Annotated in this window: 28 protein-coding genes; 14 read left to right on the forward strand and 14 right to left on the reverse strand. The window is 72.0% G+C overall.

The features are described from left to right. Nucleotides 1-62: 62 nt before the first annotated feature. Nucleotides 63-266 (forward strand): hypothetical protein, encoded by a 204-nt coding sequence (locus tag ACFVQ0_RS05235; RefSeq protein WP_390084708.1) that lies wholly within the window; start codon nucleotides 63-65, stop codon nucleotides 264-266. Here the strand turns inward: ACFVQ0_RS05235 and ACFVQ0_RS05240 are convergent. Continuing rightward, nucleotides 256-1,179: a DMT family transporter gene (locus tag ACFVQ0_RS05240; protein ID WP_390085394.1), complete on the reverse strand. Its 924-nt coding sequence runs from the start codon at nucleotides 1,177-1,179 to the stop codon at nucleotides 256-258. The genes ACFVQ0_RS05235 and ACFVQ0_RS05240 overlap by 11 nt on opposite strands. Before the next feature lie 152 nt (nucleotides 1,180-1,331). On the opposite strand from ACFVQ0_RS05240, the gene ACFVQ0_RS05245 reads away from it, so the two are divergent. Together ACFVQ0_RS05245 and ACFVQ0_RS05250 are read left to right on the forward strand one after the other, a co-directional pair. Beyond that, entirely contained in the window at nucleotides 1,332-1,976 is a 645-nt protein-coding gene (locus tag ACFVQ0_RS05245; protein WP_390084710.1) for a TetR/AcrR family transcriptional regulator, read from the forward strand. A 161-nt stretch (nucleotides 1,977-2,137) separates the two neighbouring features. Beyond that, nucleotides 2,138-2,755, forward strand: a complete 618-nt coding sequence (locus ACFVQ0_RS05250) for a TIGR03086 family metal-binding protein (protein WP_390084712.1) — start codon at nucleotides 2,138-2,140, stop codon at nucleotides 2,753-2,755. Between the two features lie 44 nt (nucleotides 2,756-2,799). On the opposite strand, the gene ACFVQ0_RS05255 is transcribed toward ACFVQ0_RS05250, so the two are convergent. Continuing rightward, nucleotides 2,800-3,423, reverse strand: a complete 624-nt coding sequence (locus tag ACFVQ0_RS05255; protein ID WP_390084714.1) for a dihydrofolate reductase family protein — start codon at nucleotides 3,421-3,423, stop codon at nucleotides 2,800-2,802. 204 nt (nucleotides 3,424-3,627) lie between these two features. On the opposite strand from ACFVQ0_RS05255, the gene ACFVQ0_RS05260 reads away from it, so the two are divergent. From ACFVQ0_RS05260 to ACFVQ0_RS05270, 3 genes are all read left to right on the forward strand, one after another. Further along, a complete protein-coding gene (locus ACFVQ0_RS05260) occupies nucleotides 3,628-4,386 on the forward strand; it encodes an SDR family NAD(P)-dependent oxidoreductase (protein ID WP_390084716.1) in 759 nt (252 codons plus the stop codon). Nucleotides 4,387-4,449: 63 nt separating this feature from the next. Then, complete coding sequence (locus ACFVQ0_RS05265; protein WP_390084718.1) at nucleotides 4,450-4,698, forward strand: DivIVA domain-containing protein; 249 nt, start codon at nucleotides 4,450-4,452, stop codon at nucleotides 4,696-4,698. A gap of 54 nt (nucleotides 4,699-4,752) precedes the next feature. Continuing rightward, nucleotides 4,753-5,583: an aldo/keto reductase gene (locus tag ACFVQ0_RS05270; protein WP_390084720.1), complete on the forward strand. Its 831-nt coding sequence runs from the start codon at nucleotides 4,753-4,755 to the stop codon at nucleotides 5,581-5,583. 45 nt (nucleotides 5,584-5,628) lie between these two features. Here ACFVQ0_RS05270 and ACFVQ0_RS05275 read toward each other — a convergent pair whose 3' ends face one another. After that, nucleotides 5,629-5,958 carry a putative quinol monooxygenase gene (locus ACFVQ0_RS05275; protein WP_390084722.1) on the reverse strand — a complete coding sequence of 110 codons (330 nt, stop codon included), beginning with the start codon at nucleotides 5,956-5,958 and terminating at the stop codon, nucleotides 5,629-5,631. A 96-nt stretch (nucleotides 5,959-6,054) separates the two neighbouring features. Continuing rightward, nucleotides 6,055-7,398 carry an allantoinase AllB gene (gene allB / locus ACFVQ0_RS05280; RefSeq protein ID WP_390084724.1) on the reverse strand — a complete coding sequence of 448 codons (1,344 nt, stop codon included), beginning with the start codon at nucleotides 7,396-7,398 and terminating at the stop codon, nucleotides 6,055-6,057. Between the two features lie 326 nt (nucleotides 7,399-7,724). Between allB and ACFVQ0_RS05285 the strand changes: the two genes are divergently transcribed. Beyond that, the gene (locus ACFVQ0_RS05285) at nucleotides 7,725-8,528 is read left to right on the forward strand and encodes an IclR family transcriptional regulator (RefSeq protein ID WP_390084726.1); all 804 of its coding nucleotides are present in this window, start codon (nucleotides 7,725-7,727) and stop codon (nucleotides 8,526-8,528) included. A gap of 6 nt (nucleotides 8,529-8,534) precedes the next feature. On the opposite strand, the gene ACFVQ0_RS05290 is transcribed toward ACFVQ0_RS05285, so the two are convergent. Then, nucleotides 8,535-9,215, reverse strand: a complete 681-nt coding sequence (locus tag ACFVQ0_RS05290) for an ABC transporter ATP-binding protein (RefSeq protein ID WP_390084728.1) — start codon at nucleotides 9,213-9,215, stop codon at nucleotides 8,535-8,537. Then, entirely contained in the window at nucleotides 9,212-10,294 is a 1,083-nt protein-coding gene (locus ACFVQ0_RS05295) for an ABC transporter permease (protein ID WP_390084730.1), read from the reverse strand. The genes ACFVQ0_RS05290 and ACFVQ0_RS05295 overlap by 4 nt, the downstream gene beginning before the upstream one ends. A gap of 110 nt (nucleotides 10,295-10,404) precedes the next feature. On the opposite strand from ACFVQ0_RS05295, the gene ACFVQ0_RS05300 reads away from it, so the two are divergent. Together ACFVQ0_RS05300 and ACFVQ0_RS05305 are read left to right on the forward strand one after the other, a co-directional pair. Further along, on the forward strand, nucleotides 10,405-11,637 hold the full coding sequence (locus tag ACFVQ0_RS05300) for a sensor histidine kinase (RefSeq protein WP_390084732.1): 1,233 nt from the start codon (nucleotides 10,405-10,407) through the stop codon (nucleotides 11,635-11,637). Next, nucleotides 11,634-12,266, forward strand: coding sequence for a response regulator (locus ACFVQ0_RS05305; protein ID WP_390084734.1), 633 nt, complete (start codon nucleotides 11,634-11,636; stop codon nucleotides 12,264-12,266). Before ACFVQ0_RS05300 ends, ACFVQ0_RS05305 begins: the two co-directional genes overlap by 4 nt. Nucleotides 12,267-12,315: 49 nt before the next feature. Here ACFVQ0_RS05305 and ACFVQ0_RS05310 read toward each other — a convergent pair whose 3' ends face one another. Then, a complete protein-coding gene (locus ACFVQ0_RS05310) occupies nucleotides 12,316-12,618 on the reverse strand; it encodes a DUF5955 family protein (RefSeq protein ID WP_390085396.1) in 303 nt (100 codons plus the stop codon). A 218-nt stretch (nucleotides 12,619-12,836) separates the two neighbouring features. On the opposite strand from ACFVQ0_RS05310, the gene ACFVQ0_RS05315 reads away from it, so the two are divergent. The 3 genes from ACFVQ0_RS05315 (at nucleotide 12,837) to ACFVQ0_RS05325 (ending at nucleotide 15,649) form a co-directional block, all read left to right on the forward strand. Next, nucleotides 12,837-13,460, forward strand: coding sequence for an NTP transferase domain-containing protein (locus ACFVQ0_RS05315; protein WP_390084736.1), 624 nt, complete (start codon nucleotides 12,837-12,839; stop codon nucleotides 13,458-13,460). 234 nt (nucleotides 13,461-13,694) lie between these two features. Then, nucleotides 13,695-15,314 (forward strand): malate synthase A, encoded by a 1,620-nt coding sequence (gene aceB / locus ACFVQ0_RS05320; RefSeq protein ID WP_390084738.1) that lies wholly within the window; start codon nucleotides 13,695-13,697, stop codon nucleotides 15,312-15,314. Nucleotides 15,315-15,526: 212 nt separating this feature from the next. Next, nucleotides 15,527-15,649, forward strand: coding sequence for a hypothetical protein (locus ACFVQ0_RS05325; RefSeq protein WP_390084740.1), 123 nt, complete (start codon nucleotides 15,527-15,529; stop codon nucleotides 15,647-15,649). A 128-nt stretch (nucleotides 15,650-15,777) separates the two neighbouring features. Here ACFVQ0_RS05325 and ACFVQ0_RS05330 read toward each other — a convergent pair whose 3' ends face one another. From ACFVQ0_RS05330 to ACFVQ0_RS05360, 7 genes are all read right to left on the reverse strand, one after another. Next, complete coding sequence (locus ACFVQ0_RS05330) at nucleotides 15,778-16,692, reverse strand: sucrase ferredoxin (RefSeq protein ID WP_390084742.1); 915 nt, start codon at nucleotides 16,690-16,692, stop codon at nucleotides 15,778-15,780. An 18-nt stretch (nucleotides 16,693-16,710) separates the two neighbouring features. Next, nucleotides 16,711-17,919 (reverse strand): cupin domain-containing protein, encoded by a 1,209-nt coding sequence (locus tag ACFVQ0_RS05335; RefSeq protein ID WP_390084744.1) that lies wholly within the window; start codon nucleotides 17,917-17,919, stop codon nucleotides 16,711-16,713. Then, entirely contained in the window at nucleotides 17,916-18,170 is a 255-nt protein-coding gene (locus tag ACFVQ0_RS05340) for a hypothetical protein (RefSeq protein ID WP_390084746.1), read from the reverse strand. Before ACFVQ0_RS05340 ends, ACFVQ0_RS05335 begins: the two co-directional genes overlap by 4 nt. 187 nt (nucleotides 18,171-18,357) lie before the next feature. After that, nucleotides 18,358-20,646, reverse strand: a complete 2,289-nt coding sequence (locus ACFVQ0_RS05345; RefSeq protein WP_390084748.1) for a glycosyl hydrolase family 18 protein — start codon at nucleotides 20,644-20,646, stop codon at nucleotides 18,358-18,360. Nucleotides 20,647-20,781: 135 nt separating this feature from the next. Next, entirely contained in the window at nucleotides 20,782-22,314 is a 1,533-nt protein-coding gene (locus ACFVQ0_RS05350) for a YfcC family protein (protein WP_390084749.1), read from the reverse strand. Continuing rightward, nucleotides 22,311-23,663, reverse strand: coding sequence for a M20/M25/M40 family metallo-hydrolase (locus tag ACFVQ0_RS05355; protein WP_390084751.1), 1,353 nt, complete (start codon nucleotides 23,661-23,663; stop codon nucleotides 22,311-22,313). The genes ACFVQ0_RS05350 and ACFVQ0_RS05355 overlap by 4 nt, the downstream gene beginning before the upstream one ends. Before the next feature lie 88 nt (nucleotides 23,664-23,751). Further along, on the reverse strand, nucleotides 23,752-24,747 hold the full coding sequence (locus tag ACFVQ0_RS05360; protein ID WP_390084753.1) for a fibronectin type III domain-containing protein: 996 nt from the start codon (nucleotides 24,745-24,747) through the stop codon (nucleotides 23,752-23,754). A 172-nt stretch (nucleotides 24,748-24,919) separates the two neighbouring features. On the opposite strand from ACFVQ0_RS05360, the gene ACFVQ0_RS05365 reads away from it, so the two are divergent. Together ACFVQ0_RS05365 and ACFVQ0_RS05370 are read left to right on the forward strand one after the other, a co-directional pair. Continuing rightward, complete coding sequence (locus ACFVQ0_RS05365) at nucleotides 24,920-25,525, forward strand: TIGR03086 family metal-binding protein (RefSeq protein WP_390084755.1); 606 nt, start codon at nucleotides 24,920-24,922, stop codon at nucleotides 25,523-25,525. Between the two features lie 90 nt (nucleotides 25,526-25,615). Beyond that, a complete protein-coding gene (locus tag ACFVQ0_RS05370) occupies nucleotides 25,616-26,458 on the forward strand; it encodes a chitosanase (protein ID WP_390084757.1) in 843 nt (280 codons plus the stop codon). Nucleotides 26,459-26,537 lie beyond the last annotated feature (79 nt).

The following is a 26,537-nucleotide window of genomic DNA, read 5'->3' on the forward strand; positions in this document are numbered from 1 at the left end:
GACGAGCGGCCCGGACCACCGGCCGATGCGGCGGCGGTGCCCGGCGCGCCAGGCTCAAACCCATGAAGAGACTCTGCGAGACGGTCGGCTTCCTGGTGTTCGCCCAGGGGGCCGCGGGGCTGCTCCACGAATGGTTCGACTGGTTCCACTTCTTCGGCCTGGTGCGGCGGCTGCCGCTCATCGGCGACTACTCGTTGTTCGTCAGCATCGTGCTGGTGGTCGCGGGGATCGCCGTCATGATCGCGTCGGACTCGGTCAAGGAGTAGCCGGGGCGGCGCTGCGACGCCCCCAGGCCGTACCCGCGAGCACCAGGACCGCGCCCGCCGCTCCGAGGACGCCGAGGCGCTCGCCGCCGATCGCGATGCCGACGGCGGCGGCCCAGAGCGGTTCCGTACCGAGCAGCAGGCTGACCCGGGACGGCGAGGTGCGGCGTACGGACCACATCTGTACGAAGAACGCGAAGAGCGTGCAGAAGACCGACAGGAAGAGCAGTCCTCCCCATTCCCGGACACCGAATCCGGCGGCGACCGACCACGGCGACTCGCCGGTGCCGGGGACGGCGGCCAGAGCTGCGAAGACGGCGACCGCGCTGCCGAGCTGGACGGTGGTCAGCGACAGCGAGTCCGCGGAGCGGACGGACTTGATGCGCGCCATGAGCAGTACGTGGAGGGTGCGGGCCAGGGCGGCGACGAGCATCAGCAGATCGCCCGCGGAGGGGCTGGTGAACCCGCCGCCCTGGGTCAGCAGCACCACACCGGCAACCGAGAGCGCGGCCGCGGCGAGGAAGCTCCCGGCCGGCCGGACGCGGGTCACCGCGGCCTCCGCGAGCGGGGTGAAGACCATGGTGAGACTGATGATGAGCCCGGCGTTGGTCGCCGAGGTGTGCACGATGCCGTACGTCTCCACTAGGAAGATCCCGCTGAGCACCAGGCCCAGCAGCCCCGCGCCCCGCCACTGCGCCGCGGTCAGCGCCGACAGCCTGCGCCGTCCGGCGATCACCAGGACGGGCAGCACGACGGCGAACCTCAGCACCAGGACGGCGATGACGGTCTGCGCCGTGGTGATTCCCTTGGCCGCCAGGTAGCTGGAACCCCAGACGACCGCGACCAGCAGGACGGGCAGATCGGTGAGCCACGCCCGGCGCGGCGGTGCGAGGGCGGGAACGGCGATCGAGGACACCCGGAACTCCTGGTTCTCCACAGGCAGGATGCGGAGACCTCACTGGCTCGCACGCGGAACGATCACCGTACCGGTCGCCCTCCTACAATGGCGAGCCCCGGGACCGGCCCGACGTCGGCCGCCCCGCACCCCACCGAGCACGGAGTCGCCAGATGGCGGGAGCACGCCAGGACGGAAGGGTCGAACGGGGCAACCGCACCCGGCAGCTGGTGCTCGCGCACGCCGCCGAGGTCGCGTCGGTGGAGGGCCTCGAAGGCCTCTCGCTGGGCCGGCTCGCCACCGGGCTGCGGCTGAGCAAGAGCGGCGTGTTCGCCCTCTTCGGCTCCAAGGAGGAGCTCCAGCTGGCCACCGTGCGGGCCGCCGCCGCGGTGTACGACGAGCATGTCGTGCGGCCGGTACGGGCCGTTCCGGCCGGGCTGGGGCGGATCCGGGAGCTGTACGAGCGCTGGATCGCGTACTCGGAGCAGCGGGTGTTCCCCGGGGGCTGCTTCTTCTACGCGGCGATCGCGGAGTTCGACGCGCGGGAGGGCCCGGTGCACGACGCGCTCGTGGCCGCGCAGTCCGGCTGGGTCGCCTTCGTGGAGCGGCGGATCGAGGAGGCGCGGGTGCTGGGCGAGATCCGGGCGGACTGCGATGCCGGCCAGCTCGCCTTCGAGATCATCGCGTTCCTGGAGCTCGCCAACGGCGACTCGGTGCTCCGGAAGAGCTCAGAGGGTTATACGAGAGCTGCGCGCGCGATCCTGGAGCGACTGCGGGCGGTGGCGACGGACCCGTCTTCGCTGCCGCTCCCCACGTAGCACCGGCGCACTTCTCTCGGCCGGCGGGCGGCTCGCCCGAAACTAATAGCACGATCGTTCGTTCAACTGTATGGTCGCGATCGGTCGCGGTTGTCCGTCGCGGAACGCCGCGCCGCCGCCACCGCGACCGCCTGAAACGCTCGACGAAGGGAACCCCGACCGTGGACATCGTGCGGCTCGACCGGACCGCAGTGCTGGAATCCGTACGCGTCGTGCGGAGCGCGGGCCCCGGCGACTGGGACCGCCCCTCCCCCTGCTCCGACTGGACGCTGCGCCGCCTCGTCGAGCACATGGGCGCCCAGCACCTCGGGTTCGCCGCCGCCGCGCGGGGTCAGGGGGCCGGTGCGGCCGCCTGGCGGACCCGCCCGTACGGGGACGATCCGGCCGCCCGGTACGCGGAGGCGGCCGACGCGGTGCTGGACGCGTTCGCCGAACCGGGGGTACTGGAGCGGCGGTTCGCGCTTCCGGAGATCGATGCCGCCGCGACCTTCGCCGCGTCCACCGCGATCGGGTTCCACTTCATCGACTACGTGGTGCACTCCTGGGACGCGGCGGCCTCCCTCGGGATGCGCACCGCCTTCTCCCCGGACGTCGTCGAGGCCGCGCTGCCCATCGCCCTGCGCGTCCCCGGCGGTGAGGCGCGCGAGCGGCCGGGTGCGGCCTTCCGGCCCGCTCTGCCGGACGGCGGGGCGACGGGTTCCGGCAGCCCGGACGCCTTCCGGCTCGTGCTGTCGGCGCTCGGCCGTTCGCCGGACTGGAGCCCGCCGCACGGCGGCTGACCGCACGGGCCGTTCACGTACCGCTCGTTCACGTACCGGCCTGTTCACGTGCCGTCGGGGATGGAGCCGAACTCGGCCGGTCCGGTGGGCCGGTAGGTGTTGATCGCGATGCCGTTGGGCGTCGTGCGGGTGCCGGTCAGCTCGAAGGCCGTCGGCGGTCCGCCGTCCGTGAACAGCCGCTTCCCGGCGCCGAGCACGACCGGGTGGACCAGCAGGTTGTACTCGTCGATCAGGCCGTGCGCCATCAGGGACCGGGCGAGCACGCCACTGCCGTAGATCTGCACCTCGCCTCCCTGCGTGCGCTCCTTGATCCGGGTGATCTCCGCGGCGACATCGGTGGAGATCACGGTGGTGTTCTCCCAGTCGGCCTTCTCCAGCGTGGTCGAGACGACGTACTTGGGGTACCGGTTGAGGCGGCCGGCGATCGGATTGTCCGGGTCGGTGACGGACGGCCAGTACCCCGCGAAGATGTCGTACGTACGCCTGCCCAGCAGGAAGGCCGCCGAGCGGTCGAACAGCTCGGCGACGAACCGTCCGCTGTCCTCGTCGATGACCGGGGCCTGCCAGCCGCCGTACTCGAATCCTCCGCTCGGGTCCTCCTCCGGGGCGCCGGGGGCCTGCATGACGCCGTCGAGGGTCAGAAAGGTGATGAGGGTCAGCTTCGCCATGGTCCTGCTCCTTCGGGGCTCGGGAATGGCGGCGGTTCCGCTTCCAACTGTTCTGACCTCCGCGCGGGCCGCAACTCATCGGCCGGTCGGGGCGGCGTAGCGGAGTGTGCGTCCGTTTACCGCCGGTCTCCGGTCCTCGGAAGAACTTTCCTTGTCCTTGTCAGCCAACCGGCGACACCACCGGACAACCGGACAGGACCCCTGATGAACAGCACGAGCACCAGCAGCACCGGCTCCAACCGCGTTGCACTCGTCACCGGCGGCAGCCGAGGCATCGGCGCCGCCACCGCCCTGCGGCTCGCCCAGGACGGCGCCGATGTGGCGCTGACCTACGCCAGGGACGAGGCCGCCGCCCTGGAGACCGTGCGGAAGATCGAGGCGTGCGGCCGGCGCGCGGTCGCCCTGCGCGCCGATTCGGCCGACCCGGAGGCCGTCCCCGCGGTGGTGCGCCGGACGGCGGAGACGTTCGGCCGGCTCGACGTCCTGGTCAACAACGCGGGCATCGGCGTCCTCGGCCCCATCGGCACCCTCAGCACCGCCGATGTGGACCGGGTGCTCGCGGTCAACGTGCGGGCCGTGTTCCTGGCCTGCCGGGAGGCGGCCGGAGTGATGGAGCGCGGCGGCCGCGTCATCACCCTCGGTACGGCCCTGAGCCGGTTCGCGGGCGGACCGGGCGGCACGCTCTACGCGATGAGCAAGTCGGCGCTGTCGGGACTCACCAAGCCGCTCGCCCGCGAGCTCGGCCCGCGCGGGATCACCGTCAACCTGGTCCAGCCCGGACCGGTGGACACCGATCTCAACCCGGCCGACGGCCCGTTCGCCGCCGGACAGCGGGGCGCGACCGCGCTGGACCGGTTCGGCACGGCCGGCGAAGTGGCCTCGCTCATCGCCTACCTGGCCGGTGACGAGGCCGCGTACATCACCGGCACCGAGGTCGTGGTGGACGGTGGCCACGCCGCCTGAGTTCCGTGGCAGGGTGGGCGGACGACTTCAGCCCGTCCGCCCATCCTGCCGGAGGAGGCACCCATGTTCTGGTCACGCGGGTCACGTGAGGCACGGGAGGAGTACGAACCCCCGCTGCACGAGGAGTTCGGCTTCACCATCGCCCGGCGCGGATACGACCGCGATCAGGTCGACGCCTATATAACCCGGCTGCGCGGCGGCACCCCGCCGGCCGGGGTCGTGGCCTTCGAGCTCGTCCGCCGGGGCTACGAGCAGAGCCGGGTGGACGAGGTCATCGCACGGTTGCACGGCGAGGCCGGCCGGAAGAAGTGACCCTAGGCTGGCCGGGCAGGCAACCAGCCAGCCGTCCGGCGAGAGGAACCGACCATGCCCGAGACCCCGACGCACAAGCTGAACGACGGCCGGACCGTGCCCTCGGTCGGGCTCGGCACCTGGCCGCTGGACGACGACGCGGCAGAGGAAGCCGTCGCCGGGGCCCTGGGCCTCGGCTACCGGCTCGTCGACACCGCGCTGAACTACGGCAACGAGACCGGCACCGGACGCGGGATCGCCCGCAGCGGGGTGGACCGCGAGGACGTCTTCGTCACCACCAAGGTGCCGGGCCGCCACCAGGGGTACGAGAAGACGCTGGCCTCGTTCGAGGAGTCCCGGCGCAACCTCGGCCTCTCCTACGTGGACCTCTATCTCATCCACTGGCCGCTGCCCCGCGTCGATCTGTACGTGGACACCTGGAAGGCCATGATCCGGCTCCGCGAGGAGGGGCTCGTACGGTCGATCGGGGTCTCCAACTTCACCGCGGACCAGCTGGACCGGCTGGAGCGGGAGACGGGGGTGCTGCCCGCCGTCAACCAGATCGAGATGCATCCTCGGTTGCCGCAGGAGGAGTTGCGGGCCGTGCACGCCGCCAAGGGCATCGTCACCGAGAGCTGGAGCCCGCTGGGGCGGGGCCACGATCTGCTGGCCGATCCCGGACTCGTCTCCGTCGCGCGGGCACACGGTGTGACGCCGGGGCAGGCGGTGCTGCGCTGGCACACCCAGCTCGGGGCCGTCCCGATCCCGAAGAGCGCCGATCCGGGACGGCAGCGCGACAACCTGGACCTCTTCGGCTTCGAGCTGACGGCCGGGGAGCTGGAGCGCATCGCGGCCGGGCCCCGGCAGCGGTTCGGCGGGGACCCCGAGACCCACGAGGAGTTCTGAGCGACGCCGGAAGGCTGCGCGGCGGTGGCGAGGCAGTGGCGGGGTTCAGCTCTCCCGGGGCTGGATCTCCGCCATCCGCGACCAGCCCTCGCCCGGCACCTCGACGTTGATGATCTCGGGCGTCTCGGCCACCAGACCCGCCATCGTGTCCATCGCCGCCGCGAAATGCGCCGACCGCACATGGGCCTCACCCGCCTCGGCGGAGGCGAAGGCCTCCAGCAGCACGAACTGGTCCGGGTTCTCGACGCTGACGGACCAGTCGAAGAACACGTTGCCCGGCTCCTGGCGGGTGGCGGCGGTGAAGTCCTCGACGGCCGGGAGCCAGTTGTCGCGCTCGGCGCTGCGGACGGTGAACCTGACTGCGATGAAGATCATGACGACTCCTGCTCGGGACGCGGCAACCCGGCCAGGCCCCCGCATCACCACCGTATCCCCCGAATACGGACAGCTACCCGCGGGCCCCGGCCGTGTTCAGCGGTCCCGTTCGAGGAGGCGGCCGGTGGGCGCGTCCAGTACGCCGTCCGACGCGATCCGTACGCCGCGCAGCCAGGTGGACCTGACGACGCCGTGCAGGGTCCGGCCGGCGTACGCGGTGACCTGGTTGCGGTGGAACAGCCCGGCCGGGTCGACGGTGAAGGTGGCGTCGGGGGCGAGGACCGCGAAGTCGGCGTCCCGGCCGGCCGCGATCGCGCCCTTGGAGCGGAGCCCGGCCAGTTCGGCGGGGGCGGCGGACATCCAGCGGGCGACGTCGTCGAGCGAGTGGCCGCGCTTGCGGGCCTCCGTCCAGATGGCGGGCAGACCGAGCTGGAGGGAGGAGATCCCGCCCCACGCGGAGGCGAAGTCCGGCGTCTTGAGGTCTGTGGTGCAGGGCGAGTGGTCGGAGACGATGCAGTCGATGGTGCCGTCCGCGAGCCCCTCCCACAGCGCGTCCTGGTTGGCCGCCTCGCGGATGGGCGGGCAGCACTTGAACTCGGTGGCGCCGTCCGGGACTTCCTCCGCGGTGAGGGTGAGGAAGTGCGGGCAGGACTCGACCGTGACGCGCACCCCCTCGCGCTTGGCGGCGGCGATCAGCGGCAGCGCGTCGCTGGAGGACAGATGCAGTACGTGGACTCGGGCGTTCAGCCGCTTGGCGTGGGCGATCAGCCCCTCGATCGCGGTGTTCTCCGCGTCGCGCGGCCGGGAGGCCAGGAAGTCCGCGTAGGCGGGGCCGCCGCGCTGCGGCGCGGCCGCCAGGTGGTGGGGATCCTCGGCGTGCACGATCAGGAGCCCGCCGAATCCGGCGATCTCGGCCATCGAGCGGGCCAGCTGTTCCTGGTCCAGCTCGGGGAACTCCTCGACGCCGGAGGGCGACAGGAAGCACTTGAAGCCGAAGACCCCGGCCTCGTACAGCGGGCGCAGGTCCTTCACGTTGGACGGGATCGCACCGCCCCAGAAGCCGGTGTCGATGTGCGCCTTGGGGGCGGCCACCCGCTGTTTGACGCGCAGGTGCTCGACGGTGGTGGTCGGCGGGAGGGAGTTGAGCGGCATGTCGAGCAGGGTGGTGATCCCGCCGGCCGCGGCGGCGCGGGTGGCGGTGTAGAAGCCCTCCCACTCGGTGCGGCCGGGGTCGTTCACATGGACATGGGTGTCCACCAGGCCGGGCAGCAGGACGTCGTCACCGAAGTCCTCCAGCCGGGCGCCCCCGGGCACCTCCGCGTCGTACGCCAGGACGGCGTCGATCTTTCCGTCGGCGACGGCGACCGTCGCGGGCCGCGTCCCCTCAGGAGTGACGACGCGCGTCGAGCGCAGTACCAGCTTCACGTCCGTAGCGGACACCCGTGCTCCCCACTTCCAGAAATTCAACGAACTGTTGAAGGAGTCTTCACTCGCGAAAGCGGCTCGTCAAGACCCCCATTCTCCGCGTCGGCCGACCGGCGGACCATGCGGGATGTCGACTGGAGATTTCCACAAAGTAAAAGACTAATTTCGGAGAGCGGAACGTAGAATAAGCCGGAGGCCGTGCGTCAGAACCGTCCGGCCGTCGGTAGACACCCGGACAAACGGGCCCTGACCGGCCAGGACGCCGACCCTGAACAGTGGGCCGATCGGGAAGCGCCCGGTAGGCTGCTGCCTTGCTCTTCCGCTTCGAAAGGACCGTTGACGTGCCGCCGTCCCACGCCAGCACATCCGACTCCAAGCCCGCCGGACCCAGCGGTGGTGTGCAGTCCCTTGAGCGCGCCTTCGATCTGCTGGAGCGGATGGCCGACGCGGGGGGCGAGGTCGGTCTGAGTGAGCTCTCCGCGAGCAGCGGGCTTCCGCTGCCCACCATTCACCGGCTGATGCGCACGCTCGTGGTCTGCGGATACGTCCGCCAGCAGCCCAACCGGCGTTACGCGCTCGGCCCGCGCCTGATCCGGCTCGGTGAATCCGCCGCACGGCTGCTCGGCACCTGGGCCCGCCCGTATCTCGCGCGGCTGGTCGAGGAGACCGGCGAGACCGCGAACATGGCGCTGCTCGACGGCGACGAGATCGTGTACGTGGCGCAGGTGCCGTCCAAGCACTCGATGCGCATGTTCACAGAGGTGGGCCGCCGGGTGCTGCCGCACTCCACCGGTGTCGGCAAGGCGCTGCTCGCGCACACCCCGCCGGACGAGGTGCGGGCGCTGCTGGCGCGCACCGGGATGCCGGCCGCCACCGAGAAGACGATCACCACCCCCGAGGGCTTCCTGGACGCGCTGGAGCAGGTCCGCCGGGTGGGCTACGCGGTGGACGACAACGAGCAGGAGATAGGGGTCCGCTGCCTCGCGGTCTCCGTGCCCAACTCCCCCACCTCCGCCGCGATCTCGATCTCGGGTCCGGCGGGCCGGGTGACGGAGGCGGCCACCGAGCGGATCGTGCCGATCCTCCAGCAGGCCGCCAAGGAGCTCTCAGAGGTGCTGGCCAGCAGCGGGACGTCCAGCGGCTGAGCGCGCTCAGGCCAGTGCCGGGGCGGTCAGCCGGCCGTCCCGCATCGTGACCGTCACGTCCATCCGGTCCAGATGGGTCCGGTCGTGGGTGACCATGACGGTCGCCGTGGACCGCTCGCGGGTCAGCGTGACGAGCAGGTCCAGCACGGCCGCTCCCCGTTCGTGGTCGAGCGCGCTGGTCGGCTCGTCGACGAGCAGGACCGCCGGGTCGTTCATCAGGGCCCGCGCGATGTTGATCCGCTGGCGCTGACCACCGGAGAGCTGGTGCGGCCTGCGGTCGGCCTTGTCGGCCAGACCGACCGCGTCGAGCAGTTCCAGCGCCCGGGTCCGGGCGGTCCTGGGCGCGCCGCCCGACAGATGGGCCATGACCTGGAGCTGCTCCGCGGCGGTCAGCGACGCCAGCAGGTTCGGCTGCTGGAAGACGATGCCGATCCGCTCGCGCCGCAGCACCGCCTTGTCCGCGCGGCTGAGCCCCACCGTGTCGGTCCCCGCGACGACGACGGCGCCCTCGTCCGGGGTGACCAGGGTGGCGGCCACGGCCAGCAGGCTCGACTTGCCCGAACCGGAGGGGCCGACGACCGCGGTGAGGGTGCCGGCGGGCACATCGAGTGCCACCCGGTCCAGGGCGGTGAGCCGCCCGTCGCCGTCGGGGTAGGTGAGCGTGACATCGGTGAGCATGAGGGTCATTGGGCACTCCCGAGTGCGGTGAGCGGGTCGACGGCGGTGATCCGCCGGATGGACAGGGCCGCCCCGACGGCGCCGAGGGCGATCATGACGGCTGCCGGCACGAGGACGGTCGACGCCTCCAGGACGAAGGGCACGGCGCCGCCGCTGACCAGGGCGCCGATGCCGGACGCGAGAGCGGTGCCGATCCCGGTGCCGATGGCGAGCATCACCACCGCCTGGCCGAGCGCGTCCCGGAGCAGATAGGGCGTAGAGGCACCGAGTGCCTTGAGGACGGCGACGTCGCCGCTGCGCTGGATCGTCCAGACGGTGAAGAAGGCGCCGATGACCAGGGCGGAGATGGCGAAGAGGAATCCGCGCATCAGCTGGAGCGAGCCGTTCTCGGCCTGGTAGGAGCCGATGGCGGTGAGGGAGCCGTCCAGGGTGAGCGTGCTGGTGCCGGCCGCGCGGTCGCCCGCCGCCAGGTCCGCGCCGTCGGTGGTGGTCAGCGCGATCACGGTGGCGCGGGCCGCGCCGTCGGCCCCGAGCCGCTGCCAGTCGGCCAGCGCGGTCCACACGACCGGCGTATGGCTGTACGAGGCGTCGCCCGCGACGGCCGCGACGGTGACCTCGGCGCCGCCGAGCCGCAGCCGGTCCCCCGTCCGGGCGGAGAGGTCCTCCGCGGCCTGCTCGGAGAGGACGACCTTTCCGGGTCCCACCGGGGTTCCGGGGGGCGCCAGGCCGCTGTCCGGTTCGACGCCGAACGCCGAGACGGCCGCCGTCCGCTCCCCCGCCACCGCTGCGGCGTCGATGGTGCGGATGCCGAGCGGCTGGGCCTTCTCGACGCCGGGCCGCCCGGCCCAGCTCCGCCAGGCGCTCTCCTTGACGGTGGAATTGGTGAAGGACACCGACTGGCCGTCGGGCGGGGCGGCGAACGCCAGGTGGTCGGCGCTCAGCCCCGTGACGGCCGAGGTGTTCTCCCGGGCCAGTCCTGCCGTGAGGCCGGACAGCAGACCCACGAGCAGCGTGATCAGCACCACGACCGTGCCCATGAGCGCGAACCGGCCTCTGGCGAACCGAAGATCTCTCCATGCGACGAACATGACTCCAGCCTCGGTCCGGGCGGCCCGCGAAACATCGCCCGCGGGCTGGGCCCGACATCAACCTTTCGATTGACCGGCCGCGGGCGCCGCCCGCCTACGCTGAACGAATCATGGAAACACGTGTTCATCCGCCGGTCGCCGCCGCGCTGCGGCTGTGTCTGCACGCCCTGCTGCTGGGACTGCTGGCGCTGGCGGCGGTCAAGGCCGTGAGCGCCGGGGACCCGCACGCCGCCGCCGTCGTCGTGGTGTCCTGCGTGCTGGCCTCGGTGTACGGGGCCGGCGCGCTGGCTCCTGTTGTGCAGCCGGGGACCCTGGCCGGGGCGTGCTGGCTCGCCGTGCTGGGGGCGCTCTGGCTGGTGCTGCTGGCGCTGTCGCCGGACGGGCTGTGGGTGGCGTTCCCGCTCTACTTCCTCCAGTTGCACCTGCTGCCGATGCGCTGGGGGCTGCCCGCCGTGGCGGTGACCGCGGCCGCCGCCATCACCAGCTTCCTGGTGCACGGGCAGGCGGTCACGCCGGGCACCTTCATCGGCCCGGTGCTCGGGGCCGCGGTGGCCGTCGCGACGGTGCTCGGGTACGACGCGCTGTTCCGGGAGAGCGAGCGGCGCCGCGAACTCATCGAGGAGCTCGTCTCGACCCGGGCGGAGCTGGCCGCCGCCGAACGCACCGCGGGCACGCTCGCGGAACGCGAACGGCTGGCGCGGGAGATCCACGACACCCTCGCGCAGGGCCTCTCCAGCATTCAGCTGCTCCTGCGCGCGGCCGAACGCACCCTGGAACCGGACGCGCCCGCCACCCCCCATGTCCGCCAGGCCCGCGAGGCCGCCCAGGACAACCTCGCGGAGGCCCGCCGCTTCGTCCGCGCCCTGACCCCGCCCGACCTGGAGAACGGCTCCCTCGCGGCCGCCCTGGAACGGCTCTCGGACCGCGGCACGGATGCCGCTCTCACCGTGCAGTTCGCCGTCAGCGGCACCCCGGTGGAGCTGCCCACCCCGTACGAGGTGGCGCTGCTGCGTACCGCGCAGTCGGCGCTGGCCAACACCGTGCGGCACGCCGGGGCGCGGCGGGCCGAGATCACGCTGAGCTTCATGGACACCTCGGTGTCGCTGGACGTGGTCGACGACGGCTGCGGCTTCTCGCCGGACGCCGTCCCGGCCGGCGGCAGCGGCACGGGGACCGGTGGCTTCGGGCTGCCCGCCATGCGGTCGCGGGCCCGTTCGCTGGGCGGCACGCTGAGCGTCGAGTCGGCACCCGGCCAGGGCACGGCCGTCGCCCTCACCCTGCCGCTCCCCGCCGGAACGGATTCGCCGCGCCCCGCCGGCACGAACGGACAGGAATCCGCATGACCACGCCGATCAGGCTGCTGCTCGCCGATGACCACCCGGTGGTCCGGGCGGGGCTGCGGGCCGTACTGGACACCGAGCCGGACTTCCACGTCGCCGCGGAGGCCGCCACCGCGGAGCAGGCCGTGGCGCTGGCCGCGACCGGCGGGTTCGACGTCGTCCTGATGGACCTGCAGTTCGGCCCGGGTCTGCACGGCTCGGAGGCCACCGCCGCGATCACCTCGGAGCCGGACGCGCCCCGGGTGCTGATCCTGACCACCTACGACACGGACGCCGACATCCTGGCCGCGGTCGAGGCGGGGGCCGCCGGCTATCTGCTGAAAGACGCCCCGCCGGAGGAGCTGGCGGCCGCGGTCCGTACGGCGGCGGCCGGCCGGTCCGCGCTCGCCCCGGCCGTCGCGCACCGGCTGATGGACCGGATGAGGACCCCCGCGGAGGCCCTCACCAAGCGCGAGCTGGAGGTCCTGCAACTGGTGGGCGAAGGGCTGTCGAACCTGCGGATCAGCAAGAAGCTGTTCCTGAGCCAGGCGACGGTGAAGTCCCATCTGGTGCACATCTACGCCAAGCTGGGCGTCGACTCACGCACGGCGGCGGTCGCGGCGGCGACGGCCCGCAGACTCATCCGCCGCTGAGCCGCGGCCTTCCTCCCGGAGGTCCGGAGGGGAAGGCCGCGGCGACGGTTCACCGGCGCGGCGGCTCCCCGAAGAGGTCCACCGCGACCCGTACGTCCCTGAGTGCCGACGCCAGCGCGCTGACCGAGCCGATCGCCCCCGCGATCAGCAGCAGCGAGCGGCGGAGCCGGGGAATCTCGGGCACGCCGCTGATCGCCATCGCGTCCAGCGCCGCGAGCTCGTCCTCGGCGATCGCGCGGTCCGGGAACTCCGCGGGATGTCCGGCCAGCTCCCTCCGGAGCCGGGAGACGGCCGTACGCAGCTCCGTCACCCTCGGGTCCTCGTTGCTGCTGGTCACCCGCGCCTGCCCCACGCTTTTCAACAAAGCACTCCCCCTCGCACATCCTCGTGCTGGTGTTTCGACCGAGTCCCGGACCGTGGTCAAGTGTCCGGGGGTGCGGGCAAGTTAACGCCATGAAAGGTGCCGTGCGCCACTCCACGGACGGAACCCGGTGTGTCCCGCGCGATCACAGCGGGTTGCAGAAACGGTCCGTCTGTGCGGGAGCCCGGCTTGTGAGGTATCCAGGCCGCATGACAAGCAATCCGCTCCCTTCCTCCCCCTCCGTCAACCCGGCCGTCGCCGGACTACTCCTCGCCGCGGGCGGCGGCCGCCGGCTGGGCGGCCGCCCGAAGGCGCTGCTGGAACACCGCGGCGGCCTCCTCGTCGACCACGCGGTACGCACCCTGCGGGACGGCGGCTGCGACCCGGTCCATGTGGTGCTCGGCGCGGCGGCGGACGAGGTGCGGGCCAGGGCGGAGCTGTCCGGCTGCACGGTGACCGTCAACCCGGACTGGACCGAGGGCATGGGCTCCTCACTGCGGGCGGGGCTCGCGGCCCTCGCCGGGACGGACGCGGACGCGGTCGTCGTCATGCTGGTCGACCAGCCCGGCATCGGCGCCGGGGCGGTGGCGCGGGTGCGGTCGGCGTACCGCTCCCGTACGAGCCTGGCAGCGGCCTCCTACGCGGGTGAACGTGGCCATCCGGTGATGTTCGGGGCCGCTCTGTGGGCAGACATCTCGGCGGGGGCGACAGGCGATCAGGGGGCGCGCGCCTATCTGCGGGAGCACCGCGACGCGATCACGCTCGTCGAGTGTTCCGATGTGGCCCAGGCGTACGACATCGACACGACGGAGGACCTGTACCACCTTGAGTGAACGCACTGGCACGCTGCGCCAGCGAGGGCCCACTTCTGTCGACCCGGAGAATCTCGACATCAACAAACCATTGAACTTCCACCATGAGGAAACTACTATCCACTGGTCAGAAGCCCTCTGCACCCCAGACGGCGGCCACGGCCGTATCCCGGAGCCATGGCACGCCGTGCCATTTCAGGCGACCCGGCGGCCGTGAGACGCCGTCCGCACCGCCCGCTGAAGGAGTGACAGCTCATGTCCGCACCAGCGCCGTCCTCGCTGGCCATCGTCGATGCCGAGCCCCTGCCCCGGCAGGACGAGGTCCTCACCCCCGCGGCTCTCGCGTTCGTGGCCGAGCTGCACCGCCGGTTCACCCCGCGCCGTGACGAGCTCCTCGCCCGCCGCGGCGAGCGCCGCGCCGAGATCGCCCGCACCTCCACGCTGGACTTCCTGCCGGAGACCGCGTCGATCCGTGCGGACGACTCCTGGAAGGTCGCACCGGCCCCCGCGGCCCTGAACGACCGCCGGGTGGAGATCACCGGTCCCACCGACCGCAAGATGACCATCAACGCCCTGAACTCGGGCGCCAAGGTCTGGCTCGCCGACTTCGAGGACGCGTCCGCCCCCACGTGGGAGAACGTCGTCCTCGGCCAGCTCAACCTGATCGACGCCTACAACCGCGCCATCGACTTCACGGACCCGAAGTCCGGCAAGTCCTACGCCCTGAAGCCCGCCGACGAGCTCGCGACCGTCGTCACCCGCCCGCGCGGCTGGCACCTGGACGAGCGACACCTCCAGCTCGACGGCGCCCCGGTGCCCGGCGCGCTGGTCGACTTCGGCCTCTACTTCTTCCACAACGCCCAGCGCCTCATCGACCTCGGCAAGGGTCCGTACTTCTACCTGCCGAAGACGGAGTCGCACCTGGAGGCCCGCCTCTGGAACGACATCTTCGTCTTCGCCCAGGACTACGTGGGCATCCCGCAGGGCACGGTCCGCGCCACGGTCCTGATCGAGACGATCACCGCCGCGTACGAGATGGAGGAGATCCTCTACGAGCTCCGCGACCACGCCTCCGGGCTGAACGCGGGCCGCTGGGACTACCTCTTCTCCATCGTCAAGAACTTCCGTGACGGCGGCGCCAAGTTCGTCCTGCCGGACCGCAACGCGGTGACGATGACCGCCCCGTTCATGCGGGCGTACACCGAACTCCTCGTCCGCACCTGCCACAAGCGCGGCGCCCACGCGATCGGCGGCATGGCGGCCTTCATCCCGTCCCGCCGCGACGCCGAGGTCAACAAGGTCGCCTTCGAGAAGGTCAAGGCCGACAAGGACCGCGAGGCCGGCGACGGTTTCGACGGCTCCTGGGTCGCCCACCCCGACCTGGTCCCGATCGCGATGGCCTCCTTCGACGCGGTCCTCGGCGAGAAGCCGAACCAGAAGGAACGCCTGCGCGAGGACGTCTCCGTGGCGCCCGGCGACCTCATCGCCATCGACACCCTGCACGCCAAGCCCACGTACGACGGTCTGCGCAACGCCGTCGCCGTCGGCATCCGCTACATCGAGGCCTGGCTGCGCGGCATGGGCGCGGTCGCCATCTTCAACCTGATGGAGGACGCGGCCACCGCCGAGATCTCGCGCTCGCAGATCTGGCAGTGGATCAACGCGGACGTGGTCTTCGAGAACGGCGAACACGCCACGGCGGAGCTCGCCCGCAAGGTCGCGGCCGAGGAACTGGCCGCGATCCGCACCGAGATCGGCGACGAGGCCTTCGCCGCAGGCAAGTGGCAGCAGGCCCACGACCTGCTGCTCCAGGTCTCCCTGGACCAGGACTACGCGGACTTCCTGACGCTGCCCGCGTACGAGCAGCTGCGCTGACGCCGCACGGACCCGATCCGCGAACGGTGACGCCCCGCCCCCGACCGGTCCGGTCGGGGGCGGGGCGTCACCGCGTGGTTGCCCGTCCTCGCGGCCTGCGCCGGGCACCGCGCGCGGTGCCACCTCAGCCGCAGCGGCCTCACCGCCGGCCCTCACCCCCGGGGCCCTCGCCACGGCTCAGCAAACAGCGTGTGACGTAGGTGAGGTGCTGGATGTGCCCCATCCGGCTCCAGGTCTCCGGACTGCCCGAACCGCTGGAGCCGGCACCCTCGGCGCAGGCCTCCCACCAGTCCTCCGCCGAGCTTCGGCCCGCGGCTCTGACCCGGTCCGTGTGATGGTTGCCCCGCGTGGGAGCCCTGGCGACGGTCCCCTCAACGGCCCCAGCCCCGGCTCCGTCCGCATTGAACGATTGACCGAACGACGCACGGATCTCGTCTGTGCCCCGGCGGGCATCCGTATGCCTTCAGACGATACGGATCGACGTTGCCTCGTGGACGGCTGCGGAGCTCGTCGCGGGGCCGTGGCAGGTCAGCTGGTGCGGTGGGGTGCGGTGGGTCCGTACCTCGACGTCGTAGGCCGTCGGGCCGGGCCGGTGACCGATGACCCGGATCAGCCAGTGGGCGCCGACGCGGGAGGTCCCGGCGACCGTGTAGTCGTGCCGGCCGGCCGGGCCGAAGCGTCCGAGCAGGGCTGCCACGGCCGCCTGCTGGTGCGGAGGGAGATCCGTGTACCCGCGCAGATATTCCGCGTGGATGCGTCCGGCGAGGTGTTCGCCGACCACTTCGACGGATGACCCGGCGTCCAGACCCCCGTAGTAGACGCCGTCGGGTGCGACGACGACATTGGCGGCGAACCGGTCACCACCGACATGCGTGCACTCCCACACCAGGTCGGGCCAGCGCTCGCTCAGGGCGCGCCCCACGGGCCGTCCGCGCACCGCGCAGCAGGTGTCGTGCTGACCGTGGGTGCAGACGAGTACGACGGGCGGGAGTCCGGTTTCTCCCGGAGCGCCGAGCCCTTCCGGGGTACCGAGCGCTCTGGCGACGTCCGCCAGATCCTCGTCCCGGCTCCACGTGCCCCACTGCTGGCGATGGGCGCCGGAGCCTTCGTGGCGCAGCACCGCCCAGCACTTCGGGCCCTCGCGCCTGCGGCGTCCATGGCGTCTGATCAGAAGGACGCGCGCCCGGACCGCCCGGGCGGAGGCGAACAGGAGCGCTTTGACGGCGGGCGGCAGATCGAGGCCGTCGAAGCCGTTGACCGGCCATCCGCCCCGGTACTCGATGAGGACCCAGACGCGGCCGTACGGGGCGGTGCCGGTCATGGAGTCGCCGCGGTCCCGGGCGGCGTCGGCGCAGAAGAAGCGCTCCGTATCCCTCACCGGGTCACCGCGGCGGTGTCACGGTCCGGCGGGCACGAGCACGCCCGCGCGCAGCAGTCTCCCGGCGAGCTCGACGCCGAGTTCCCCGGCCGTGCGGACCTCGCCGTCGAGCAGACGGGCCAGCGGCGGCCGGTCCTTCTCCGGTACGTCGAGCCGGCCCACGCGGGTGGTCAGCCGCCCGCCCTCCAGCCGGGCTTCCAGTGCCTCCCGCAGCCGGACGGGGGTCCGGGGGCCGAGTCCGTCGACGGCCGCGAGCTGGGCCAGCGGCCCCAGCGGCGCCGGCCGCCCCTGCGCCCGCCGCGCGTGGTGGAACAGCGGAGCGGCGTCGGACTCCGTGACCGCCGCGACGAGGCGTTCGCGCACCAGGTCCATCTCGCCGCCCGGCCCGTCCACGCCCAGGGGCAGGGAACCCCGCATGCCCGGGTCGTCGCGCAGCGCCGCGAGTGCGGCCCGGGCGAGCTGTTCCGCCAGCTCGTAGCGGGTCCAGTTGTGGATCCCGAGCGTCAGGTGGATCGAGACCTCACCCCGCGCCTGCGCGGCGTGCAGCCAGCCCCGGGGCAGGTAGAGGACATCCCCCGGCCCGAGCACGGTGTCGATGTGGGGCTCACCCCCGGCGGCCTCTGCGACGGCGGAGCGGCGATCGGTCCAGGGCTGGTCACGCAGCGGGTCGGGGTGTACGGGCCGGTGAACGATCCAGCGCTTGCTGCCCTCGATCTGGAGGACGAACACATCGTGGACGTCGTAGTGGTCGTCGAACCCCCGGTTCTGGGGCGGGGTGACGTACGCGTTGGCCTGTACGGGGTGTCCCAGCTCCCTGCTCAGCCCGGTGCTGAACTCCGCGACCGGGCCCCATGTGCGCTGAAGGGCTTGCAGGACGAGCGTGGCGCCGTCGGCGAACTCGCGCCACAGAGCGGTGTCGTCGAGCTGGTCGGAGATGGTGGCGCCCACGCCGGCGGAAGAGGTGAACGCGGACGCGGGAAGCGTGGCGCCGTTCTTGGCGACGCGGAGGAAGGGGGTACGCAGTCCACGACGCGAGACGAGTTCGTCCACGGCGTCGGCGGAGAACAGGTCCGAGAAGTCGTCGGCGCGACGGGTGAGCAGCGCCGTGCGCGCCCAGACGTCACGGGCGAACTCCTCGCGGCGCAGGCGGGTCAGACGTGTCTCCAGGACCCCGGCGCCCGCCGTTGCGGCACCGGGGTCCTGGAGCTCGCTCCGGGGCCCGCTCAAGAACCGTTGCCGGTCCGGTCCGCACCGCCGTCCGCCCCGCCGTCATGGACACCGGGCGTACCCGCCGCGCCACCGTCCGCGGGACCCTCCGCACCGCCATCGGCGCCGCCGTCAGCGCCACCATCGGCACCGCCGTCCGCACCACCGTCGGCGCCGCCGTCGGCACCCCCGTCGTGAACACCCGGCGTACCCGCCGCGCCACCGTCCGCCGGGCCTTCTTGCTGGTTCGGGTCCTGCTCGGGGTTGGTCATGGTTCCTCCCGCGCATCGATAGAGCTGGGGCAGGGTGACCCCTTCATGGGCACCGCGATCAGCGTACCGCTATGCGTGGAAAGTATCGATTTAGGGAGATTCGCACCAGTACTTCGCACCACAACAGGCTCACCGGCTCGCGGAGCCCCGGCGGGGCTCCGCGAGCCGGCGCGTGTCCTCCCGGCAGCTACTTCAGCCCGGAGTCGAGGGCGCCCAGCAGGGTGCCCTGCGGGGTGTCGCCCGACATCTCCCAGACCATGACGCCCAGCAGGCCCTTGTCCTTCACGTAGGCCGTCTTCTTGCCGATGGACCAGGTGTCGTCGAAGGACCACCACTGGTTGCCGGTGTAGCCGTACGTGGAGATGGACTGCTCGTCGTGATGGACCGTCATCGTCGGGTAGGCGCCGATGAGGTTGGAGTAGCCCCGGGTGCCGGCCTCCTCGGCGAACTGGCCGGGGGCGGCTCCGCCCGCGGACTGCCATTCGCCCGCCGCGCCGCCGTCGGTGACGTTCTGCCAGCCCCGGCCGTAGAACGGGATGCCCAGGGTCAGCTTGCGGGGTTCGACGCCCGCGTCGGTGTACGCCTTGATCGCGGTGTCCGCGCTGAAGTGGAAGTCGTACGGGTCCTGCTCGTCGTTGTAGAGGTTGGCCTGGTGACCGGTGCGGTCGGGTTCCCAGGAGTTGTCGCTGCCGGAGCCGTGGAAGTCGTAGCCCTGGACGTTGGCCACGTCGAGGGAGTCGAAGACCTTGGACAGGTCCCAGCCGTCGCCGATCTTCTGGGGGTCGGCCGGAGTGAAGGCGGTGAGCAGGCGGTGGCCGCCGCCGAGCGCGTCCAGCTGCTTGCGGAACTCGGCGAGGAGCAGGGTGAGGTTGTCCTTGTCGTCGGGTGAGTAGTGGTTGCCGGGGTGTCCGGTGCCGGTGCCCGGCCACTCCCAGTCGATGTCGAAGCCGTCGAAGATGCCGGCCGCCGTGCCGGGGCCGCCCGCGCCGCCGTACTCGGGCAGGTTGCCCTTGATGTACATGTCGATGCAGGAGGAGACGAACTTCTTGCGGGCCGCGTCGCTGGCCGCCACGTCGGAGAAGTACTTGGAGTACGTCCAGCCGCCGAGCGAGACCACGATCTTCAGGTCCGGGTGGAGTTTCTTCAGCTTCTTCAGCTGGTTGAAGTTTCCGCGCAGTTTGCCCCAGCCGTCGTCCGCGACACCGTCGACCGACTGGGCGGCGCTGAACGGGCGGGTGTAGTCGGCGTCCGCGTCACCGGCGCCGGTGCCCTGCTCGGGGTCCTCGGGGTCGGCGGTGGTGCCCTTGGTGACGCCGTTCAGGCAGGTGAGGTTGTTGGGGTCGATGTTGGCGAAGGCGTAGTTGACGATGTCGAGCTTGCCGGCGGCCCCGGAGTCCTGGAGGTTCTTCACGAAGTACTGGCGGCCGTAGATACCCCACTGGACGAAGTAGCCGACCTTGGCGTAGTTGCCCGCACCGACGATGTCGTCGGTCTTGACCGTGAGCGTGTTGCTCGCCGCAGAGGCGTTGTCGGCGGGGTCGCGGGCCTTGACCGTGAAGGTGTACGAGGTCGAGGGCGACAGGCCGCCGATGGTGGCGGTGGTCGTGGCGCCGGAGACCGTGGTGGCCAGGGCGGAGCCCCGGTAGATGTCGTACGCGGCGACCCGCTGGTTGTCCGTGGCGGCGGTCCAGGCCAGCGTGACGGACGAGGAGTCGGTGGCGGTGGAGTGCAGCGCGCCGGGGGCCGTCGGCGGGGAGGTGTCGGTGGCCGGGTCGACGGTGGTGACGGTCAGCGGGGCGCTCCCGGCGGAGGTGTTGCCCCGGGTGTCCTTGGCCCGGACGGTGAAGGAGTAGGCGGTGGCGGGGGTCAGGCCGGTGACCGTGGCGGAGGTCGCGGCGGTGGCGGAGCCCATCACCTTGCCGCCCGCCAGGATGTCGTACGAGGCCACGGGGAAGTCCCCGGCGGTGGCGGCCGTCCAGGACAGCGACGCGGTGCGGGCGGTGACGTCGGTCTGCTTCAGTCCGGCGGGGGCGCCCGGCGGGGCGTCCGCTGAGCCGTCGCACTTGTCGCCGTTGATCCGACAGCCGGTGGGCGCGGTGATCGGTCCGGTGGCGACGAACCAGAAGCTGTACGGCTCGGTGGTGCTGTGTGCGGCGACCGTGCCGTTGTAGTGCGCGTTGACCGCCGTGATGTGGCTGCCCCGGGTGGTGACGGTGCCGTTGTACGAGCTGTCGATCGCGACCCCGGCCGGCAGGTCGAATTCGAGGCTCCAGCCGGTGACGGCCGCGTCGGTGTCGTTGTGCAGGATGTACGTCCCCTTCCACCAGGGGCCGTTGTCGGCCGAGGTGAAGGTGGCCGTCAGCTTGCCCGCCGCGTGCGCGGGCGTGGCCTGGAGGGACAGCAGGGCGAGGAGGAGGGCGAGTGCGGCGACCAGCGCGGTCGCCGTTCTCCGTCTGAGAGGCATGTGCTCGAACATGGTTCTCCCTTGTGGCAGGGACCCGTGAGGAGGTCCTGAGGGGGGAGCTGGCGTCCTTCGTTCCATGGAGCACAGGGGAAACTAAATGGTCTGGACCAACACGTCAATAGGTACAGACCAATAGGTACAGACCACTTATGACGTGCCCACCGCCCCCAGCGCAACGAACGCGCAGATCAGCACCGCCAGAACGGCGAGCAGCGGCCAGACGAAGCGGAGGTACTTGTCGTAGCCCACCTTGGCCAGCGCCACCCCGCCGATCGTCACCGCCGTCGTGGGCACCCACAGGTTCATCCAGCCGCTGGCCGCCTGCCAGGCCGTGACGACGACGGCGCGCGAGACGCCCGCGAAGTCGGCCAGCGGGGCGAGGATCGGCATGGCCAGCGTCGCGTGCCCCGAGGTGGACGGGATGAGGAAGGCCAGCGGCAGGTTGACGACGAACACGACGACCGCGAACACCGCGGAGGACGTACCGGAGACCAGCCCCTCGATGGAGTGCAGGACGGTGTCGGTGATCCGGGAGTTGTTCATGATGACCGTGACCCCGCGGGCCAGCACGATGACCAGTGCGGGCGAGATGAAGTCGGCGGCGCCCTGGATGACAGTCGCGCTGATCTTCTGCTCCCCGAACCGGGCGACGACGCCGACCAGAACGGCCGCGACCAGGAAGAGCGCGGCGAGCTGCGGGAAGGACCAGCCCAGCTCGAAGCCGTACGGGGTGGCGTCCGCCTTGCCGGTCAGGGCGCTGGACCACGGGACCACGGAGAAGATCATGAAGGCGAAGGTCAGACCGACCAGGACGAGGACCAGGCGGTGGAGCGGGGTCAGTTCGGGCGGTTCGTCCGTGTCCGCCGCCGCGTGTTCGCGGTCGCCGGGCAGAAACCCGGAGAGCGAGCGGTCCGGGTCCTTGCGCACGCGCTTGGCGTACCGGATGACGTAGCCGATCGTCACCGCCGTCAGGACGACCCACATCACCGCGCGCAGCACGATCCCGTCGCCCAGCGAGATATCGGCGGCGGCGGAGGCGACCCCGGTGGCGAACGGGTTGACCGTGGAGCAGAGCACGCCGACGCCCGCGCCGAGGATGATCGTGCCGGTGGCGACCATCCGGTCGTAGCCGAGGGCGAGCATCAGCGGGACGATCAGCCCGTAGAAGCCGAGGGTCTCCTCCGCGAAGCCCTCGACCGTGCCGAGCAGCGAGAAGACCAGCATCACGCCCGCGATGAGCAGGGCGCCGCGCTCGCGCAGCCGGTGGGCGAGGCGGCCGATCCCCAGGTCGAGCGCGCCGGTGGCGAAGACGACGGTGATGAAGGCGCCGATCGCGATGACGAAGAGGAACACGCCGGCGCTGCCGTACAGTTCGCCGGCCAGGTCCGGGCCGACCTGGCCGGTTCTGGCGTCCTGCACCCCGTACAGGCCGTTGACCGGGGAGAGGAAGAGGTCGTTCAGCCGGTCGACGACGCTCTGGCCGGAGGGGACGCGGTGGTACGTGCCCTGGATCGGCGCACCGTCCTTGGTGCGGTCGTACGCGCCGGACGGGATCAGGAAGGCCAGCGCCCAGACGGCGAGCGTGACGACGACCAGCACGGTCAGGGCGCTCGGGAAGACGAACTTCCGCCCTTCCGGTGGCTTCTCCTCCGTCGGGGTTCCGGTGTCGAGCGTGCTCACGCGGCGCTCCCGTCGCGGTGCGCGGCGGCGTACTCCCGCAGGAACGCGGCCTCCGCGACGACGGCGGAGCGCAGTTCGGAGAAGAGGACCCGCTCGTTGGGGGCGTGCAGATTGCACATGCTGTCCTGGGCGCCGAAGAGCAGGATCTCGGCGCCGGGGACGGCCTTGGCGAGGCCGTTGACGAGCGGGATCGAGCCGCCGCTCGCGACGTACGCGGGTTCCGCGCCCCAGCCCTCGCGCAGGGCGGTCAGCGCGGCCCGGTAGGCGGGTCCGCCGGTCGCGGGTTCGAATCCGGGGCCGGTGTCGCCGGGGGTGACGGTGAGCGGGATTCCGAACGGGCGCAGTGCCGCCAGATGGGTGACGAGCAGCCCGAGCGCCTCCTCCGGGTCCTGCTGGGGGTGGAAGCGCAGGTTCAGCTTCGCGCGGGCGTACGGGACGACGGCGGAGGCGGCCTGGTCGACGGACGGGGCGTCGATGCCGATGACGGTGATGGCGGGCCCGCTCCACAGCCGCTCGCCGAGGCTGCCGGATCCGGTGAGCGGTACCCCGTCACGGACCCCGGCCAGGGCGCGGAACTCCTCCTCGGTGTACGTCGTACCGCCCCACTCCTCTCGCCGCAGGCCCTCGACGGCGACGTCCCCGTACACGTCGTGCAGGGTGGCCAGCGCCTGGAGCAGGGCGAGCAGCGCGTCGGGGGCGGCGCCGCCGAACTCGCCGCTGTGGCGGGGCTCGTCCAGGGTCCGCACCTCGACCACCAGCTCGGCGGCGCCACGCAGGCCCGTGGTGAGCGTGGGGCTGCCGGGGCGGAGGTTGCCCATGTCCGCGATGACCATCGCGTCGCAGGCGAAGCGGTCCGGGTCCGTGGGCGGGTAGTCGTCGAAGGCGCTGCCGTACTCCTCCTGCCCCTCCAGGACGATCCTGAGGCCCGTGGGCGGCCGGCCGTCGTACGCCCTCAGCACGCCGAGGTGCACGATCAGGTTCGACTTGTCGTCCGCGATGCCCCGGGCACGCAGCCCGCCCTCCACGGGAGTGGGTTCGAACGGCGGTGAGAGCCACAGGCTCTCGTCGCCGGGAGGCTGTACGTCGTAGTGGCCGTAGAGCAGCACGGTCGGGGCGTCCGGCGTCGGCGGCGGGACCTCGGCCACGATGACCGGTGCGGTGTCCGGCAGGTCGAGCCGTTCGATCCGTTCGACGCCCGCACCGCGCAGCAGGTCCACGAGCAGGTCGTGGGCGCGCCGCACGGGTTCCGCGGGGAAGCCGGGGAACGCGACGGACGGGATGGCCGTCAGCCGCTCCAGGTCCGCGGTGAGCCCGTCCATCAGTGCGTCGACGCGGGAGCCCAGGTCCATCGCATCCCCTGTTCCTCGTGGAGTCGTCAGTGAGGTTCTGGGGTCAAATGGATCATATGGGGCGGCCGCCCGCACGGCTGAGGACCGGTCAGCCGCCCAGCACCACGGTCCGCGAGGCGGAGAAGTCCCCCCATTTCCCGTCCGGGAGCTTGGCGCGGATCTTCATCGCGTAGCGGGTGCCGCGCGGGTCGCTGACGGTCAGCCGGTAGCTCGCCCGGCCCGCGGGCGGCTTGCCTCCCCAGACGATGGTGGTGGTCAGCCGGCCGTCCAGGTAGAGCTGGTAGGCCGGGATCTCGCCGCCGGTGCTCGGCTGCTTCCAGTCCAGGTCGACGGCGTACTCCTTGCCCTGGGCGGTGCTGGTGATCCGCAGGTCCGTGGGGGCGGTGGAGGCGGGCGCGCCGGGGGCGGACGCGGTGGTGAGGTCGAAGGCGTCGCTGTCCTTCGACGAGGTGTCGGCGGCGTCCCGGGCGCGGACGGTGAAGGTGTAGACCGTGCCGGGCCGCAGTCCGGTCAGGTGCGCCGTCGTCCGGGTGCCGGGCACGGTGTGGATGCGCGAGCCCTCCTGGTAGATGTCGTACGAGGTGACGCCGACGTCGTCCGTGGAGCCGCCCCAGGACAGCGTCGCCGCCCGGCTGCCGTCGGCCTTGCCGCGCAGCCGCACCGGCCGGGTGGGGGCCTCGTGGTCGGCCGGGGTCGGAGCCGGGGTGGTGACGGAGGCGGCGGCGCTCGGCGCGGAGAGGTTTCCGGCGGCGTCGCGGGCGCGGACGGTGAAGCTGTAGGCGGTCGAGGCAGTCAGCCCGTCGATGTCGATCATCACCCTGGCGGCCGGGACGGTCTTGACCTTCTTGACCGCCTCGGCCTTCTCGTCCTTGCGGTAGATCTCGTACGCGGTGACGGCCTTGTCGTCGGTGGCCGCCTCCCACATCACGTGCGCCGAGGTGGCGCTGCCGGCCTGCACCGTCACCCCGCGCGGCGCCGTGGGGCTGCTGGTGTCGGCCTCCGCTTCGGAGCCGCAGGCGGTGAGGGTGGCGAGGAGCAGGGCGGCTGAGCAGGCCAACGCGGCCGTTGCGTGGGGGCGTTGCACGGTCTTGCCTTCCGTCCGGCAGCAATGGTCCAGACCTGTATCGCACGGTGCGGGGGTCCCCGACAAGGGGACGGAGCGGAACCTTCCGCAATATGCCGGTGTGCACCCCGCCGCCGCCCCTCCGGCGCGTCGCCGGGCGATGAGTTCGGGGCGCCCGGGGAGTCTGCCCTGCATGGACAACGAGACGAATACCGCTCCCCCACAGGACCTGGCACCGGCGGCCCAGCGGATCACCGGACTGCTCGACGCGGTGGACGACACGAGGCTGTCGGCACCGACCCCCTGCCCCGGCGTCACCGTGAGCGCCCTGCTCGCCCATATCGGCGGGCTCGCCGTGGCCTTCCGCGATGCCGCGCACAAGGAGCTGGGGGCGACGACCGACACGGCACCCTCGGTGGCGGACATGGTGCTCGCGGACGGCTGGCGCGGCACGCTGCCCCGGGCGCTGGACGAGATGGTCACCGCCTGGCGCTCCCCGGAAGCCTGGCAGGGCATGACCCGGGCGGGCAGCGTGGATCTGCCGGGCGGGATCGCGGGCATGGTCGCGCTCAACGAGCTGGTGCTGCACGGCTGGGATCTGGCGAGGTCGACCGGGCAGCCGTTCCGGGCGGAGGAGGCGCATCTGGACTCCACGCTGGCACTGCTGGCCGAGCTGGGCGACAGCCCGCCGGCCGGTTCGCCGTTCGGCCCGCCGGTCCCGGTGCCGCAGGACGCGCCACTGCTGGACCGGGCCGTCGCCCGCAGCGGCCGGCGCCCCGACTGGCAGCCGGGCGACTGACACGCCCGTGCGCCGGGGCACGCTCCCCTGACCAGCTGACGGACGCCGCGAACGGGACGTATCGCATCCGCGGCCTGGCAGGCTGGAGCGGTGAAGCTCAGCAGACGTTCCCTGATCGCACCGGCCGCCGCCCTCGCCCTGGCCGCGGCCGTGCTCTGCGGCTGCTCCGGGGCCGGTCCGGACACCGCGTACGGCAAGGGGTCCTCGGCGGCCGGACTGGACGATCCGGCGAAGAAGGACATCGCCATGCAGCTGGTCTCCAGCGCGGAGAACTCCACCCTGGACTGGAAGTCCCAGTACAAGTACATCGAGGACATCGGCGACGGCCGCGGCTACACCGCGGGCATCATCGGCTTCTGCTCCGGCACCGGCGACATGCGCCGGGTCGTCGAGCGGTACGCGAAGGCCCGGCCCGGCAACCCGCTGGAGCGGTTCGGGCCGGCGCTGCGCCGGGTCCAGGGCAGCGACTCGCACAACGGGCTCGGCCGCCGGTTCACCGAGGCCTGGGCGGACGCGGCCGGTGACGCCGCCTTCCGCTCCGCGCAGGACGCGGAGCGGGACGCGTCGTACTTCGGCCCCTCGGTCGCACAGGCCAAGGCGGACGGGCTCGGCGCGCTGGGCCAGTTCATCTACTACGACGCCTACGTGATGCACGGTTCGGGCGACGCGGAGGGCACGGTCGGCTTCCGGACCATGCGCCGCCGCGCGCTCGCCGAGGCGCGTCCCCCCGCGCGGGGCGGCGACGAGAGGGCGTACCTCGACGCGTTCCTGGACGTCCGGGTCGCGGCGATGCGCGAGGAGGAGCCCTCGCACACCGACACCAGCCGGGTCGAGTCGGCCCAGCGGGTATTCCTGGAGAAGGGCAATCTGAACCTGGACCCGCCGCTCGACTGGAAGGTGTACGGCGACAGCTACCGGATCGACGGCCCGTAACCCGGCCGCCCCGTCGGCCGGGACCGGCCCACGGACCGTTTTCCGGGCCGCGTCCAACTCGTATGCGTCACAGGGGTGT

Source organism: Streptomyces sp. NPDC057900, assembly GCF_042887885.1.
In the GTDB taxonomy this organism is placed as follows: Bacteria; Actinomycetota; Actinomycetes; order Streptomycetales; family Streptomycetaceae; genus Streptomyces.

What these genes read in the sequence shown, in the direction of transcription:
- ACFVQ0_RS05365 (WP_390084755.1), top strand. Translation starts at nt 24,920, where the DNA reads ATGGACAACGAGACGAATACCGCTCCCCCACAGGACCTGGCACCGGCG.
- ACFVQ0_RS05340 (WP_390084746.1), bottom strand. Translation starts at nt 18,170, where the DNA reads ATGACCAACCCCGAGCAGGACCCGAACCAGCAAGAAGGCCCGGCGGAC.
- ACFVQ0_RS05300 (WP_390084732.1), top strand. Translation starts at nt 10,405, where the DNA reads ATGGAAACACGTGTTCATCCGCCGGTCGCCGCCGCGCTGCGGCTGTGT.
- ACFVQ0_RS05305 (WP_390084734.1), top strand. Translation starts at nt 11,634, where the DNA reads ATGACCACGCCGATCAGGCTGCTGCTCGCCGATGACCACCCGGTGGTC.
- ACFVQ0_RS05325 (WP_390084740.1), top strand. Translation starts at nt 15,527, where the DNA reads ATGTGCCCCATCCGGCTCCAGGTCTCCGGACTGCCCGAACCGCTGGAG.
- ACFVQ0_RS05315 (WP_390084736.1), top strand. Translation starts at nt 12,837, where the DNA reads ATGACAAGCAATCCGCTCCCTTCCTCCCCCTCCGTCAACCCGGCCGTC.
- ACFVQ0_RS05355 (WP_390084751.1), bottom strand. Translation starts at nt 23,663, where the DNA reads ATGGACCTGGGCTCCCGCGTCGACGCACTGATGGACGGGCTCACCGCG.
- ACFVQ0_RS05275 (WP_390084722.1), bottom strand. Translation starts at nt 5,958, where the DNA reads ATGATCTTCATCGCAGTCAGGTTCACCGTCCGCAGCGCCGAGCGCGAC.
- ACFVQ0_RS05260 (WP_390084716.1), top strand. Translation starts at nt 3,628, where the DNA reads ATGAACAGCACGAGCACCAGCAGCACCGGCTCCAACCGCGTTGCACTC.
- aceB (WP_390084738.1), top strand. Translation starts at nt 13,695, where the DNA reads ATGTCCGCACCAGCGCCGTCCTCGCTGGCCATCGTCGATGCCGAGCCC.
- ACFVQ0_RS05270 (WP_390084720.1), top strand. Translation starts at nt 4,753, where the DNA reads ATGCCCGAGACCCCGACGCACAAGCTGAACGACGGCCGGACCGTGCCC.
- ACFVQ0_RS05295 (WP_390084730.1), bottom strand. Translation starts at nt 10,294, where the DNA reads ATGTTCGTCGCATGGAGAGATCTTCGGTTCGCCAGAGGCCGGTTCGCG.
- ACFVQ0_RS05245 (WP_390084710.1), top strand. Translation starts at nt 1,332, where the DNA reads ATGGCGGGAGCACGCCAGGACGGAAGGGTCGAACGGGGCAACCGCACC.
- ACFVQ0_RS05235 (WP_390084708.1), top strand. Translation starts at nt 63, where the DNA reads ATGAAGAGACTCTGCGAGACGGTCGGCTTCCTGGTGTTCGCCCAGGGG.
- ACFVQ0_RS05290 (WP_390084728.1), bottom strand. Translation starts at nt 9,215, where the DNA reads ATGACCCTCATGCTCACCGATGTCACGCTCACCTACCCCGACGGCGAC.
- ACFVQ0_RS05255 (WP_390084714.1), bottom strand. Translation starts at nt 3,423, where the DNA reads ATGGCGAAGCTGACCCTCATCACCTTTCTGACCCTCGACGGCGTCATG.
- ACFVQ0_RS05345 (WP_390084748.1), bottom strand. Translation starts at nt 20,646, where the DNA reads ATGTTCGAGCACATGCCTCTCAGACGGAGAACGGCGACCGCGCTGGTC.
- ACFVQ0_RS05265 (WP_390084718.1), top strand. Translation starts at nt 4,450, where the DNA reads ATGTTCTGGTCACGCGGGTCACGTGAGGCACGGGAGGAGTACGAACCC.